Genomic DNA, 14,499 nt, shown 5'->3' with positions numbered 1-14,499 from the left:
CGAAAACACGCAGGAGGTTCAGATCCAGGGTGCGGAAGTTGAGGTTATTTATCACCCGGGTGAATATAAGACATCACAAAGATAAAGTGGCCAAATACTAGGGCAAACCCTAGTATTCGGGTGTCCAAAAGACATTTTTCTATTTCTGGAGTTCGCCATGAGCACATACGCATCCCTTCCTTCTGCCCCGCTGGGCCTGCGCCCGGCATCCACGCCCGCGCAAAAGGGTGTCGACGGCGTTCAGCGCCGCAACGACAGTGCGCGTGGCCTCTCCGTCATGCTGCTGGCCGCCGTGGTGGCCGCCATGGTCGTGGTGGCCGATCGCCTGATCAGCACCTGGGCCGACGGCCAGCTGTTCCTGGCCTGGGTCTTCCTGTGGGTCGTGGTTTTCGCCGGCATGGCCCTGTTTGCCGACACCGCCCGTTCGCTGGCCCGCCGCGCCGTCGTGGGGCTGGATGGCTGGTCGCAAGCCCTGGCCGAAGCGCGCGCTGAAACCCGCCTGTGGGAAATGGCCCGCATGGACCACCGCCTGATGGACGAGCTGATGGCCGCCCGCACCCGCGCCGATGTGGAGACCGAAGTCGAAGCCCCGGTGCAGACGGCGTCCTTCGCCGAAGCCCTGGCGCCGCTGGGCCTGCCCGAAGCCACCAAGGCCGTCGAGCCGCAGATCGGTTACTGGGAGCGTCTGGGCACCGCCCGCGCCCGCAACCGCCTGATGTACTACATCTGATCCGAGCGCCCAGCGCCCACAAAAAAGCCACCGGGTCCGGTGGCTTTTTTTATTGCCCTGGCGGGTAGGCCGGGGATGCGCCGGTGATCCGCAGATCGTGCGGGCCACCGGTGTTGATCGAGTGCGGCCTGTTTCAGGCCGCCAGGCGCTTCTCGATCTGCGCTTTGGTCTCCTCGAGTTCCCGGGGCAAGTGGTAGGCCAGCTGGGTGAACAACTCGGCGTGCAGGTCGAGTTCCTTGGCCCAGGCGGCGCGGTCAATGTGGGTCACGGTGCGGTACTGGTCGGCGGAGAAGTCCAGGCCGTCCCAGTGGATGTCTTCAAACAGCGGGCTCACGCCGAAGGCGTGCTCGGTGCCGGCACCGGCCTGGCCTTCGAGGCGGTCGATCATCCACTTGAGCACGCGCATGTTCTCGCCGAAGCCGGGCCAGACGAACTTGCCGGCCTCGTCCTTGCGGAACCAGTTCACGCAGTAGATCGCCGGGAGCTTGGCGCCCTGGCTGGCCAGCTTGCCGCCCACGTCGAGCCAGTGCTGGAAGTAGTCGCTCATGTTGTAGCCGGTGAACGGCAGCATGGCGAACGGGTCGCGGCGCACCACGCCTTGCGCGCCGAAGGCGGCGGCGGTGGTTTCCGAGCCCATGGTGGCGGCCATGTAGACGCCTTCGGTCCAGTTGCGGGCCTCAGTCACCAGCGGCACGGTGGTCGAGCGGCGGCCGCCGAAGATGAACGCGTCGATGGCCACGCCCTTGGGGTCGTCCCAGGCCGGGTCCAGCGCGGGGTTGTTGGTGGCGGCGACGGTGAAGCGCGCGTTCGGGTGAGCGGCCTTGGCGCCGGTTTCCTTGGCGATCTGGGGGGTCCAGTCCTTGCCTTGCCAGTCGATGGCGTGGGCCGGGGCTTCGCCCATGCCTTCCCACCACACGTCGCCGTCGTCGGTCAGGGCGACGTTGGTGAAGATCACGTCGCGGTTCAGGCTGGCCATGCAGTTGGGGTTGGTCGCCGTGTTGGTGCCCGGGGCGACGCCGAAGTAACCCGCTTCGGGGTTGATGGCGTACAGGCGGCCGTCCTTGCCGGGCTTGATCCAGGCGATGTCGTCACCGATGGTCGTCACGCTCCAGCCCTCGAAGCCCTTGGGCGGGATCAGCATGGCGAAGTTGGTCTTGCCGCAGGCGCTGGGGAAGGCGGCGGCCACGTGGTACTTCTTGCCCTGGGGGTTGGTCACGCCCAGGATGAGCATGTGCTCGGCTAGCCAGCCTTGCTGGCGGCCCATGGTGGAGGCGATGCGCAGCGCGAAGCACTTCTTGCCCAGCAGGGCGTTGCCGCCGTAACCCGAGCCGTAGCTCCAGATCTCGCGCGTTTCGGGGTAGTGGACGATGTACTTGGTGGTCGGGTTGCAAGGCCAGGCGGTCTTGTCGGTTTCGCCTTCGGCCAGCGGCGCGCCCACGGTGTGGACGCAGGGCACGAAATCGCCGTCGGCGCCGAGCACGTCGAACACGGCCTTGCCCATGCGGGTCATGAGCTTCATGTTGACCGCCACGTAGGCGCTGTCGGAGAGCTCGATGCCGATGTGGGCGATCGGGCTGCCCAGCGGGCCCATGCTGAACGGCACCACGTACATGGTGCGGCCACGCATGCAGCCGTCAAACAGGGGTTGCAGGGTGGCGCGCATCTCGGCGGGCGCTTTCCAGTTGTTGGTCGGGCCGGCGTCTTCCTGCTTCTGCGAGCAGATGAAGGTGCGGTCCTCCACGCGGGCCACGTCCGAAGGGTCGGAGCAGGCCAGGAAGCTGTTGGGGCGTTTGACCGGGTCGAGCTTCTTGAGTGTGCCGGCATCCACCAGTTGCTGGCACAGGCGGGCGTACTCCTCCTCGCTGCCGTCGCACCAGTAGATGCTGTCGGGCTTGCACAAGGCGGCCATGTCGGCGACCCAGGCGATCAGCCGGGCGTTCTTCACATAGGAGGGGGTGTTGAGGGCCAGGCCCTGCATCACGGGTGAGTTCATGGAGTCGCTCCAGAAGTTTGTAAACCGGCATGCCACAGAGACACCGACAGCCGCGGGCGTCATGCAGATGACGGGGCGGCTGTCCAAGGGGTCCCTTTGGCGAAAAAGGGCGGTCGGCGCGTGGGGGCTGCGGTGCGGATGGCGGGGCAGCAGGGGGGGATGAAACCCGGGTCGGTGGATCCGGGCTTGATCAGCGTGTCGGCCAATGCCCCGATTTTAAGAAAGCGCTCGCGCCGTTACGAGGCGGTTACATGCAAAACCCGCATAACGTGATGCATTAAACGGTTGGGCCGGGGGACGGGCGGGGCGCCCAAAAGAAAGGCCGAAGGCCCCGGCGGGCGTTCGGCCTGGCGGAACCGGCGCGGGTTCAGGCCATGTAGATGGCGATGAAGGCCAGCAGAAACATCAGCACGCCGCCGGCGATGGGCAGCACGACAGGCATGTAGGGAACGATGGATTCCACCATGTCCTGGGGCTGCTCGCTGGGGGTGTTGTGGTTGTGGCTGGACATGTGATGCTCCGTCAAAGGGTTCAAGACTGTGGGGATTTTAAAGGATGCGGCGCGGCCACCTCAGAGCAGGGCGTAAGTGGTGCTGGCGCGGCACACGCTCTTGCCGTCGTTCGCACCGCCGATGTCGATCTCGCCGAACACCAGGTTCTTGCCGGCGCGCACCACGCGCGCCGTGATGCGCGCGTCCTGCCCCGAGAGCGGTTTGAGGAAGCTGGTGTTGAGCTGCACCGTGGTCATGGGCCGCCGGGTGCCGAGCTGGGTGACGATGGCCAGCACCATGGCGGTGTCGGCGGCCGACATCATGGCCTGGCCGCACAGCATGCCGCCCACGCGCGAGAGCTGGTCGCTCTGCGGCAGGCGCAGGGTGACCTCGCCGTCGGCGAACGACTCGACCCGAAGGCCCATGGCCTGGATCCAGGGCGCGAACCAGTCGGCCAGCAGGCCTTGCAGCAGCTCGACGGTGACGGGGGTCTCGGGGTTCTGCGTCATTCGGTCAGTCCTCGCGGCGGAATTTGGAGAGCCAGTGGTCCATCAGCTTGCCGGCGGCTTCGCGCCCGCCCAGTCCGAAGGACAGGGCCACGGCCACGGCCACTGCGCCCAGCGTGAGGCCGAACGCCAGGTTGACGATGTCGTCGGCGATGCCCATGGCGCGCAGGCCCATGGCGATCACCAGCGCCAGGATCGCATAGCGCCCGACGCGCGCCAGGCCCTTGGTGCCGGGGCCGCTGGCGCGATCGATGGCGTCGTAGGCCAGGTTGGCCAGCCAGAAGCCGATCACCAGGATGGCCGAGCCCAGCAAGATGTCGCCGCCGAAACGGATGAAGCTGGCCACGATGCTGCTGACCTGCCCGAAGCCGAGTTGCGCGGCCGCCTCCACGGTGGCGAACAGCATGGCGAAGAACAGCACCACCCGGCCCACGGCGGTGGAGGCGCTGGTCTTCTCGAAGGCATGGGCCAGGTTCACGCGCGCGGGCAGGGTGTCGAAGCCCAGGGTGGCCAGCAAGGTGGCCAGCAGCTTGCTCGCGAACGAGGCCACCAGCCAGGTGACGACCAGGATCAGCGCGGCGGCGATCAGGTTGGGCACGGCCTGCAGCAAGGTGTTGAGCATGTCGGTGGCCGGGCGGGAGATGGCCTCGATCTTCAGCGCGTCGAGCGCGGCGATCAGGGACGGCAGGAACACCGCCACGAACACCAGCATGCCGATCACCCGCGAGAGCTGCACCGTGTCGGCCAGCCCGGCGCGGCTGCCCAGTTTGTCGACGCCCGCAGTGCGGCTCAGGTGGGTGGTGAGGTTGCGCAGCACCGTGGCCACGATCCAGCCCACGCCTCCGATCACGAACGCGGCCACCGCGTTGGGCAGCATGTCCAGGGTCTTGGTGACCATGGCGCGCAGGGGATCGAGCAGGCCGTCCATCTGCAGCGCGCCCAGGATGGCCGGTACGAACAGCAGGATCACCAGCCAGAACAGCGCGCCTGCCAGGCTGTCGCTGATGGGCGCCATGTCGGCGTGTTCCGAAAGCTTTTCGTCGAGCGTGGTCTTGTCCAGCAGCTTCTGCGACAGCGCCCGCACCACGCCTGCCACCAGCCAGGCCACCAGCGCCAGCAGCAGGCCGCCCAGCAGGCGCGGCGCGTATTCAAAGAGTTGCGTGGTGAAGACCGAGAACGGACCGGAGACGATGGCGAGGTTCAGCGAGTTGAACACCGCCACCAGGGTCAGCAGGATCACGATCCAGAACAGCGCGAGCGCGACCGCGCCCTCGATGTCCACGCGCGTGTTGGTGAGTTTGCCAAAGCGGTGATTGACGCCCACAAAGCCCAGGCTTTTGCGCGTCGCCGCGCGCACCAGCACCGCGATGAGCCAGCCCAGAATGAAGATGGCGAGCGCGCCGAGCAGTTGCGGGATGTGGGTGCCCAGCGTGCTTTGCAGCGAGTTCCACAGCGTGTTGGTGTCCATGCCCTACCTCCTGTTCGCGTTGGCCGTTGATCGGCCGATGATGCCGGAGGCTTTGCCGCAGCGTCAACCGGGCCGGGCGAGGGTCAGAGCAGGGTGGTGTCGAAGCCGGCTTCGCGCAGGCGCTCGATGACCTGCTCGATGTGCTCGCGACCGCGCGTCTGCAGCACGAGCTCGATCGCCACGTTCTGCGCCGCCAGCAGGGTGAAGGCGCGCTGGTGGTGCACCTCGTCGATGTTGGCGCCGGCCTCGGCCACCGTGGCCGTGATGCGCGCCAGGTTGCCCGGCACGTCGCGCGCGTTGACCTGGATGCGCGCCAGCCGACCGGCGCGCACCATGCCGCGTTCGATGATCGAGGCCAGCAGCATCGGGTCGATGTTGCCGCCGCTGAGCACCAGGCCCACGCGCTTGCCCGCGAAGCGTTGCGGGTGCTTGATGAGCGCGGCCAGGCCGGCCGCGCCTGCGCCCTCGACCAGGGTCTTCTCGATTTCCAGCAACATCACGATGGCCTGCTCCACGTCGCCTTCGTCGACCAGCAGCAGGTCGTCCACCCGACGGCGGATGATGGCCTCGGTCACCACGCCCGGCGTGCCCACCGCGATGCCCTCGGCGATCGTGCTCGTGCCTTGTGGCAGGTGGGTGCCCTTGATGGCGTTGACCATGGCCGGAAAGCGCTCGGTCTGCACGCCCACGATCTCGATGTCGGGCCGGATCGCCTTGGCCGCGGTAGCGATGCCGGCGATCAGGCCGCCGCCACCGATGGCGATCACCAGCGTGTCCAGATCGGGCTGATCGCGCAGCATCTCCAGCGCCACCGTGCCCTGGCCGGCGACGATCGCCTCGTCGTCGTAAGGGTGGACGAACACCAGGCCCTGCTGCTGAGCCAGTTCCCGGGCGTGGGAGCGGGCCGCGTCCAGCGTGTCGCCGTGCAGCACCACCTCGGCGCCGAAGCCCCGCGTGCGCTCCACCTTCACGCCCGGTGTGAAGCGCGGCATGACGATCACCGCGCGCAAGCCCAGCCGATGGGCGTGGTAAGCCACCCCCTGGGCGTGGTTGCCCGCGCTCATGGCGACCACGCCGCGCAACCGCTCCTCGGGCGTGAGCTGCGCCAGCTTGTTGCAGGCGCCTCGTTCCTTGAAAGAGGCGGTGTATTGCAGGTTCTCGAACTTCAGGAACACCTGGCAGCCGGTGAGCTGCGAAATGGTGCGCGATTCGACGAAAGGTGTGTCCAGCACCTGCCCGGCGAGGCGACCGGCGGCGGTCTGGATGTCTTGGAGTTGCAGCATGGCGCGATTGTGTACCCGCCGTGACGGTGTGGTGCGAGGGCAAAGCCCGACAAATTGCTCAAACCGTTCGTATCACTCTCTTCCATGATTCATCAAGCTGGGTTATGGTCCGCTCAAATGCCGGCTCCCCTGGCATGGCGTCATGGGGAGGCATTTCTGGAGGTGTCTGGATGACGAAGCGCTCGCTGCAGTCCGCTGCATCGGCGGCCCGCACCGTTCTCGATGCACGCGAAGGCCGTGCCCCTCTCTCGAGTGAGGGGCGCGTCTTCGTGCCCCACGGCCTGCGCCAGGCGCCCGTGCTCGACCTCATGTGCTCGCATTTCGTGCTCACCCTGGCCGCGCGCCAGGGCCCGCGCTTCAATGTGCGGCGCGATCTCAATACCCTGCTGTCGCTCGCCGGCCGCCACCTGGTGTGGCCGCACACCGTGCTGCTGCGCCTGCGCGAGTTCCTGGCGCGCCGCTGCAAGGACAACGAGCTGTGGAGCGGCCACGACGGCCTGACCACCAACGCCTTCATGGAGCGCTACGGCGTGTGGCGCGGCCCCTACGAGGAAGGCACGCTGTTCTTCTACCTGGACGAGTACGCCAAGGAGTCGCCCAAGGACCTGCTGTCCGTGCTGGCCGTCACCGGTGAGTGGCTGAGCCACTCGCTCAAGAAGCAGTCCACCCTGGTGGAGAAGAACATCGACGCGCTGGCCAGCCTGCTGCAGCTCAACCGCGCCGAGCGCGCGCTGCTGCTGTACGGCACGCTGGCGCGCTACCAGCGCGACCTGCGTTCCATCCTGGTCGAGTTCAAGGTCAACAACGCGCCCGAGGCCTATGCGGCCATTGCCGACGTGGCCGGCGTGAAGGCCAGCGAGGTCGGCGAGGCGCTGCGCGCGGGCTCGCGCCTGGAGCGCATCGGCATGGTGGAGAACCTGATTTCCGAGCACAACATCACCGACCTGGCCGACCTCATGAAAGTGAGCGAGAAGCTGCCCCCGGTGCTGATGCGCGAGTACCGCACGCAAAGCGAGCTGATGGCGGTGTTCACCCGCCCGGCCGCCCGGTCCGCGCTCACCCCCAAGGACTTCGACTACGTGGGCGAGGATGTGCGCCTGCTCTGCGGTCTGCTGCGCGAAGCCGTGGCGCGCAAGGAGCTGGGCGTGAACGTGCTGCTGTACGGCCCGCCCGGCACCGGCAAGACCGAGCTCGCGCGCGTGGTGGCGCAGGCCGCGGGCCTGGAACTCTTCGAGGTGGAGTACGCCGACCGCGACGGCAACGCGCTCTCCGGCCGCGACCGCTACCGCTCGCTGCAGATCGCGCAGGTGTTCCTCAAGGGCACGGCGCATTCGGCGCTGCTGTTCGACGAGGTGGAAGACGTGTTCCCGCCGATCTCCAGCGAGGCGGCACAGATCATGGCGCGCGCCGAACACGTGGCGGCTGCGCACACCGGCAGCGTCAGCGGCAAGGCCTGGGTCAACCAGATCCTGGAGACCAACGCGGTGCCCACGCTGTGGGTGACCAACCGCATCGAGCAGATCGACCCGGCCTTCCGCCGCCGTTTTGCCTACCACCTCGAACTCAAGAGCCCGCCGCCCGGTGCGCGCGAGCAGCTGGTGCGCAAGACGCTGGAAGGCGCGCCGGTGTCCGACGGCCTGGTGGCGCGCCTGACCGAGCGCAAGGGGCTCACGCCGGCGCAGATCCGCACCGCGCTGCGGTTCGCGCAGCTGGCGGGCCAGCCCGCACCCCGGCGCGGCGGCAAGGCGCGGGCGACCGAGGCGCCCGTGCTTGACGAGCTGATCGAACGCCAACTGAAGAACGCCGACCTCGCTTTGGGCCGCAAGCCCGATCTGGTGCAGCGCCCCAGCGCCACGCAGTACAGCCTGGACATGCTCAACGTCGAGTCGCGCTACGAGCTGCCGCGCGTGATCGCGGCGCTCAAGGCGCGGGGCCATGGCTGCCTGTGCTTCCACGGCGCGCCCGGCACCGGCAAGACCGCGCTGGCCGAGCACATGGCCCAGCAGCTGGACCGCCCGCTGATGATCCGCCGCGCCAGCGACCTGGTGAGCAAGTTCGTGGGCGAGACCGAACAACAGATGGCCGCGATGTTCCGCGAGGCCGAGGCCGAGAAAGCCGTGCTGTTGCTCGACGAAGCCGACAGTTTCCTGCAGGACCGGCGCGGCGCGCAGCGCACCTACGAGGTGACCGAGGTCAACGAAATGCTGCAGGGCATGGAGCGCTTCGCGGGCATCTTCATCTGCACCACCAACCTGATGGACAGCATCGACCAGGCGGCGCTGCGGCGCTTCACCTTCAAGATCCGCTTCAAACCGCTGACCGCGCGCCAGCGCGAGACCATGTTCGTGGTGGAAGCCCTGGGAGGCGATGCCGCGCGCCTGAGCCCCGAGCTGGCCACGCGGCTGGCGAAGCTGGAGCAGCTCTGCCCGGGCGACTTCGCGGCCGTGAAGCGGCAGGTGGAGATCCTGGCCGAGGCCCTGGCGCCCGAGGAGTTCATGGCCCAGCTGGAGGCCGAGCACCGCATCAAGCCCGAGGTGCGGGAGGCGCGCCCGATGGGATTCACGCACTGAGCGCTGAGAGCGCCAAAAACAAAAGCCACCGCAAGGTGGCTTTTGTTTGTCCAGGGCAGCGCGGAACCGGCTTTGCCGGGCCGCTGCTGCCGCCCCCTGGGGGGTGACGCCGCAGGCGGCGCGGGGGGGACCGTCAGTGCAGCAAGGCCATCGGGCCGCTGGGCAACTCGTCGGCGGAATACTCCGGGTGGTGGGAGACGAAGAAGCGCAGCTTCTGGTCGAGCCGGGCCACGCGGCTGTTGGCCACGCTTTCGCAGTGGTGCTTGGAGATCAGGCTGAACAGCTTGCTGCGCAGGAACCAGAGGTCCTTGGGCGTCTGGCAGGACATCAGCGCAGCGTGCACCCTTTGGCGCACGGGGTCCTTGATGTCGGCCATGGCTTCGTGGAACTCGTCAACGAGAAAATCCAGCTCCAGCACCTGGGTGTCGTGGTACTGCGGCTGTACCTGCCGGGATTTGCCAAACCATGGCAACCTGAAAAACATGACGCGCTCCGTTTCGTGGGTCTCAGGCCAGAGGGCAAGAAGTCCTCCGGCTACATCTGAAACATCGGCGCGGCCGTGAGAAGCTTGAGCGGCAGCGGCGTCCGACAGACGGCTCGCCGACAGGCGGTTGAGCTCCTAAAACCTAGGTACCAAAGACCGGGAAGGGGCTGAATCGACTTCAGACGAAAGCACTCACGACCTGGAGCACGTCCGAGCCGTAGGCTTCGCGTTTTTTCTGCCCGATGCCGGCAATCCCGTCCAGGTCGGCCAGGGTTTCGGGCTTGCGGCCGGCAATGGCACGCAGCGTCGCGTCGTGGAAGATCACGAAGGCCGGCAGGTTGTGCTCTCGTGCCACGCCCGCGCGCCAGGCCTTGAGGGCCTCCAGGCATTCGCGTTCGGACAGGCTCAGCGGCACGCCATCGTCCTTGGCGGTGGCGCGCGAAGCGCGCTGGCGGCCGCTGCGCGCCGAGCTGGCGGCCTTGTCCGCCAGCGACTTGAGCCACACCGGGCTCTGGCCCTTGAGGATGTCGCGCGCCGCGTCGGCCAGGTGCAAGGTGTTGTAGGGCGCGTCGTGCACCTGCACCGCTTCGCGGGCGATCAGCTGGCGCAACAGCGCGCGCCACTGCGTTTCGGAGAGGTCGGCGCCGATGCCGAAGGTGGACAGCTTCTCGTGGCCGTACTGCTTGACCTTGTCGGTGGCCTTGCCACGCAGGATGTCCATGATGTGACCCGCGCCGAAGGCGGTGCCACTGGCCTGCTGCACCCGGTAGATGCACGAGAGCAGCTTGCGCGCCGACTCGGTCGCGTCGTGCAGCTCGGGCGGGGTGAGGCAGTTGTCGCAGTTGCCGCAGGGCTGGCTGGCTTCACCGAAGTACGACAGCAGGCGCACGCGCCGGCAGTCGCTGGCCTCGGCGAGCGTGAGCAGGGCGTCGAGCTTGCCGCGCAGCACCTGCTTGAACTCGTCGGCCGCCGGGCTTTCGTCGATCATGCGGCGCTGGTTCACCACGTCCTGCAGGCCGTAGGCCATCCAGGCGTTGGCGGGCTCGCCGTCGCGGCCCGCGCGGCCGGTCTCCTGGTAGTAGCCCTCGATGTTCTTGGGCATGTCCAGGTGCGCGACGAAGCGCACGTCGGGCTTGTCGATGCCCATGCCGAAGGCGATCGTGGCCACCATGATCAGACCCTCTTCGCGCAGGAAGCGGTCCTGGTGGCGCTGGCGCACGGCGGCGTCCAGACCCGCGTGGTACGGCAGTGCGTTAAAGCCGGCCTCGCACAGCATCGCGGCCACTTCTTCGACCCGGCGGCGCGACTGGCAGTAGACGATGCCCGCGTCGTGGCCGTCCGCACCGGTGTGCTCGTCGCGGATGAAGCGCTGCAGCTGGGTCGTGGCGTCCTTCTTCTCCACCAGCTGGTAGCGGATGTTGGGCCGGTCGAAGCTGCTGATGAAGGTGCGCGCTTCCTGCAGCTGCAGGCGCTCGACGATGTCGGCGCGCGTGAGGTCGTCGGCGGTGGCCGTCAGGGCCACGCGCGGCACGCCGGCATAGCGCTCGTGCAGCACCACCAGGGCGCGGTACTCGGGGCGGAAGTCGTGGCCCCACTGGCTCACGCAGTGCGCCTCGTCGATCGCGAACAGGCTCAGCTTGCCGCGCTCGTGCAGCGAGTCGAGCAGGGCCAGGAAACGCGGCGTGGTCAGGCGTTCGGGCGCCGCGTAGAGCAGGGTGAGCTCGCCGCGCAGCATCTGCTTCTCGACCTGCTGCGCGTCTTCCAGCGACAGGCTGGAATTGAGGAAGGCGGCGGCCACGCCGGCCTCGATCAGCGCGCCCACCTGGTCGTGCATGAGCGCGATCAGGGGCGAGACCACCACCGTCAGGCCCTGGCCCGTGCGCTCGCGCACGATGGCCGGCACCTGATAGCACAGCGACTTGCCGCCGCCCGTGGGCATGAGCACGAGCGCATCGCCGCCTGCGCCCACGTGCGAGACGATGTCGGCCTGCGGGCCCCGGAAGGCGTCGTAGCCGAACACCTCGTGCAGCACGCCGAGGCTGTTTTCCAGGATCTCGCCGCCCGGTGCGATGTCGATGGTGGCCGCGGTCATGGGCTTACATCTGCTCCCAGGGCAGGCCGTCGTGGCGCCAGCCGTTGAGGCTGGAGCGCTTGAAGTCGTCGTTGAGTTCGCCCTCGAAACCGTGCAGCACGTGCGCCACGTCGCTGAAACCGGCGGCCTCCAGGGCCTGGCCCGCGTCCAGCGTGCGTTTGCCGCTGCGGCAGATCAGGAGGACCGGCCGGTGCTTGCCGCCGGCTTCCTGCTCCACCGACGACGCGAAGCGCGCCGGGTCGGGCGTGAGGTCGGGGTACTCGTACCAGGGAATGTTCTCCACGCCGGGCGGGCGGCCCACGTAGAGCGACTCGATCTCCATGCGCACGTCGACAAACAGCGGGGGCTCTTCACCACGGGCTGCGCGCTGTTCGCGTTCGGCCTGCAGCCAGGCCCAGGCCTGCTTGGGCGTGAGGTGTTTCATGCCGGGTATTGTCGGGGATCGCGAATCCGTGCAGAAACCATCGCCATATTGAACTGCGCCAGCATGCCGCTGGCGGAGTGTGCAAGGTGTTATGCCGGGTTGGGGAGCGAAGCGGGAGAGGGGGGCTCACTCAGCGCACCGGAACCGTTGACCATGGCGGCCACGGACTGCGAGATGCCTGTCAGGGACGGGTTGGCCAATCCGGCGTCTTTCATGATGGCGTCGACAATGGGCTTGGCGACCTGGTACTGAAGTGCCGAGTTCATGACCTGCTCGGGCAAGGAGCCGGATGAGCCACCCCGTGCGGAGCCGTCATCCGTCCCATTCAGCCCGCCCATGGGCAAGCCGTTGACCTGGAAGAGTCGGATCGAATCGATTTTCTCCAGCGGTTTGGAGGCTTCCCGGATGATCAGCGGCAAGGACTGGATGAGCTGCATGCGCACCGCCAGATCGATCTGGGCGGCGCCCAGGCGGTTCTTGGCGTCGTTGATGGCCGAGATGCCCTCGGCCTCTGCCAGCGCCGCTTCCCGCTTGGCATCGGCCTCCACCTTCAAGGCCATCGCGCGATTTTCCGCGGCTTCTTTCTCGGCTTCGGCGGCCACCTTCACCGAGATGGCCAGTTGCTCTGCCTCCCGCGCGGCGTCGATCAGCTGGATGGACTTGCCCCGCTCGGCAATGGCGACTTCACGCGCGGTGTTGACGCCTTCTTCCGCCTTGACCGCTTCTGCTCGTGCCTGGTTGGCGGCAGCGTCCGCCTGGGACTGTTCTTCGGACTTGCGCGCGATCGCAATGGCGGCCCCCTGGTTGGCCAACTCGACCGCTTGCCGTTGCTCGGCCTGCTTGACCCGGGTTTCCCGATCCGCCTCGATGGTCTTCTTCTGAATGGTCAGGTTCTTGTCGATTTCAGCGCTGTTGACGGTGCGGTCGGCCTCGATGCGGCGCTCCTTGACCAGCCGCTCGGCATTGATCCGCACTTCTTCGGCCTCGCGCTGCCGCTCGGCTTCGATCTTGGCGATTTCCGCCACTTGGTCGGCCTTGGCGTTGGAGATCTCCTGCTGCTGGGTGAGGGTGGCGAATTCCTGTTGCTTGGTGATGTCGAGCTTGAGCCGTTCGGCTTCCAGGTTTTTGGTGCGAACCTGAACCTCCGTGTCCTGCTCGATGTCGTTGCGCTGTTTGCGGCGTGTCTCGGTTTCCTGCGTGAGCTTGGTCAGACCTTCGGCATCGAAAGCATTGTTCGGATTGAAGAAGTCTTTCGCCGTCTGGTCCATGCTCGTGAGCGAGACGGATTCGAGCTCCAGCCCGTTCTTTTCAAGGTCTTCCGCCACGGCGTTCTGCACCGCCTGAACAAACTCGCGGCGTTTGTCCTGCAACTCCTGCATGGTCATCGTGGCAGCGGTGGCGCGCAGGGCGTCCACGAACTTGTCTTCGACCAGGACCTTCAGCTCGTTGGGTGCCATGGTCTTGCGTCCCAAGGTTTGCGCGGCGGTGCTCACGGACTCGGCGACCTGCTTGACACGCACGAAGAACGCCGCCGCCACGTCCACACGCATGCGGTCCAGGGCGATCAGGCTCTGCTCCTCGCGGCGCGACACCTCCAGCTTGAGCGTGTTCATGTTCACCGGGATGATTTCGTGAAAGATGGGTAGCACGATGGCGCCGCCGTCCATGATCACCTTTTGGCCTCCCAGGCCCGTGCGGACAAAGGCCGTTTCCTTGGTTGCCCTGCGGTACAGGCGGGCAAAGATGATGCCGATGAAAACGAGGGCAACGAAACCGATGGCGGCGGGCACGCCGATGTTGAACAGCAGGTCGATCATTTCTTCCCTTTGGGTTTATGGAGTGGTTTCAAAGCAGATCGGGGTGGGGGTTCTTGATGCCGAAGTACCGGGCCCCCGTTTTCTTGACCAGCAGGACGGCGACGCCTTCTTCAAAGGTGTCGCCTGCCAGATCGGGTTCGACAAGGACATAGTGCGCCCGGCCATGCATGTCCCTTACCCTGGCCTGTGCCGCCATGCCTTGGCGAGCGATGCCTTGCGTGACGACCCCCGCACGTCCGATCAGGCTCTGTTCGCTGACCACACTGCTCTCGTCGGTCGGCATGACTCGGGCGATCAGGCCGCCCAGGCCACTGACGGTTGCAACGGCCGTCAGGGCCGCTGGCACAGAGGCAAGCCAGGCGGGCAGCAAGCGCCCCAACAGGGCATCGCTGAAGCTCTGGATGGCGTAGCCGCTGATGGAAAAGCCAGCCAGGAAGAGCCCCAGCAGGATGAGAAACGGCACCTTGCCGAGATGAAGCCAGCCGAGCGAACCGTCCACGCTGTCGGGCAGAAGCCCGTCCAGCCAGCTCGAGGGGCTGGCGGACAGCAGAAGTCCGGCGCCCTCCGCCACCAGGAGTGCCAGCATCAGCAACAAAGCCGCGCCGAAAGGCCACGTCTCGTGGGCAAACAGGATCATGGCT

12 protein-coding genes are annotated in these 14,499 nt (G+C 67.0%); 2 read left to right on the top strand and 10 right to left on the bottom strand.

The window, feature by feature from the left end:
* The first annotated feature begins 157 nt into the window (after nt 1-157).
* Nucleotides 158-730, top strand: coding sequence for a hypothetical protein (locus AC07ZS_RS10135; protein WP_494798472.1), 573 nt, complete (start codon nt 158-160; stop codon nt 728-730).
* A gap of 133 nt (nt 731-863) precedes the next feature.
* Here the strand turns inward: AC07ZS_RS10135 and AC07ZS_RS10130 are convergent, their stop codons facing one another.
* From AC07ZS_RS10130 to AC07ZS_RS10110, 5 genes are all read right to left on the bottom strand, one after another.
* On the bottom strand, nt 864-2,723 hold the full coding sequence (locus tag AC07ZS_RS10130) for a phosphoenolpyruvate carboxykinase (GTP) (protein WP_494798471.1): 1,860 nt from the start codon (nt 2,721-2,723) through the stop codon (nt 864-866).
* Between the two features lie 367 nt (nt 2,724-3,090).
* Complete coding sequence (locus AC07ZS_RS10125) at nt 3,091-3,234, bottom strand: hypothetical protein (RefSeq protein ID WP_494798470.1); 144 nt, start codon at nt 3,232-3,234, stop codon at nt 3,091-3,093.
* Nucleotides 3,235-3,294: 60 nt separating this feature from the next.
* Nucleotides 3,295-3,723 (bottom strand): PaaI family thioesterase, encoded by a 429-nt coding sequence (locus AC07ZS_RS10120; RefSeq protein ID WP_494798469.1) that lies wholly within the window; start codon nt 3,721-3,723, stop codon nt 3,295-3,297.
* Nucleotides 3,724-3,727: 4 nt separating this feature from the next.
* Nucleotides 3,728-5,188, bottom strand: coding sequence for a mechanosensitive ion channel (locus AC07ZS_RS10115; protein ID WP_494798468.1), 1,461 nt, complete (start codon nt 5,186-5,188; stop codon nt 3,728-3,730).
* An 83-nt stretch (nt 5,189-5,271) separates the two neighbouring features.
* Nucleotides 5,272-6,471: a threonine ammonia-lyase gene (locus AC07ZS_RS10110; RefSeq protein ID WP_494798467.1), complete on the bottom strand. Its 1,200-nt coding sequence runs from the start codon at nt 6,469-6,471 to the stop codon at nt 5,272-5,274.
* Between the two features lie 170 nt (nt 6,472-6,641).
* Between AC07ZS_RS10110 and AC07ZS_RS10105 the strand changes: the two genes are divergently transcribed.
* Nucleotides 6,642-9,041 (top strand): ATP-binding protein, encoded by a 2,400-nt coding sequence (locus AC07ZS_RS10105; protein ID WP_494798466.1) that lies wholly within the window; start codon nt 6,642-6,644, stop codon nt 9,039-9,041.
* Nucleotides 9,042-9,174: 133 nt separating this feature from the next.
* Here AC07ZS_RS10105 and AC07ZS_RS10100 read toward each other — a convergent pair whose 3' ends face one another.
* The 5 genes from AC07ZS_RS10100 to AC07ZS_RS10080 all read right to left on the bottom strand — a co-directional run bounded on the left by AC07ZS_RS10100 (nt 9,175) and on the right by AC07ZS_RS10080 (nt 14,495).
* A complete protein-coding gene (locus AC07ZS_RS10100) occupies nt 9,175-9,525 on the bottom strand; it encodes a hypothetical protein (protein WP_494798465.1) in 351 nt (116 codons plus the stop codon).
* Between the two features lie 178 nt (nt 9,526-9,703).
* Nucleotides 9,704-11,617 (bottom strand): DNA helicase RecQ, encoded by a 1,914-nt coding sequence (gene recQ, locus AC07ZS_RS10095; protein ID WP_494798464.1) that lies wholly within the window; start codon nt 11,615-11,617, stop codon nt 9,704-9,706.
* 4 nt (nt 11,618-11,621) lie between these two features.
* Entirely contained in the window at nt 11,622-12,041 is a 420-nt protein-coding gene (locus AC07ZS_RS10090) for a rhodanese-like domain-containing protein (RefSeq protein ID WP_494798463.1), read from the bottom strand.
* Between the two features lie 89 nt (nt 12,042-12,130).
* Nucleotides 12,131-13,858 carry a flotillin family protein gene (locus tag AC07ZS_RS10085; protein ID WP_494798462.1) on the bottom strand — a complete coding sequence of 576 codons (1,728 nt, stop codon included), beginning with the start codon at nt 13,856-13,858 and terminating at the stop codon, nt 12,131-12,133.
* A gap of 28 nt (nt 13,859-13,886) precedes the next feature.
* Nucleotides 13,887-14,495 carry a YqiJ family protein gene (locus AC07ZS_RS10080; protein ID WP_494798461.1) on the bottom strand — a complete coding sequence of 203 codons (609 nt, stop codon included), beginning with the start codon at nt 14,493-14,495 and terminating at the stop codon, nt 13,887-13,889.
* Nucleotides 14,496-14,499 lie beyond the last annotated feature (4 nt).

It is taken from the genome of Hydrogenophaga sp. GW456-12-10-14-TSB4 (assembly GCF_059424305.1).
Note: the sequence above shows the minus strand (reverse complement) of the source record. Positions and strands in the feature narration are given on the sequence as shown.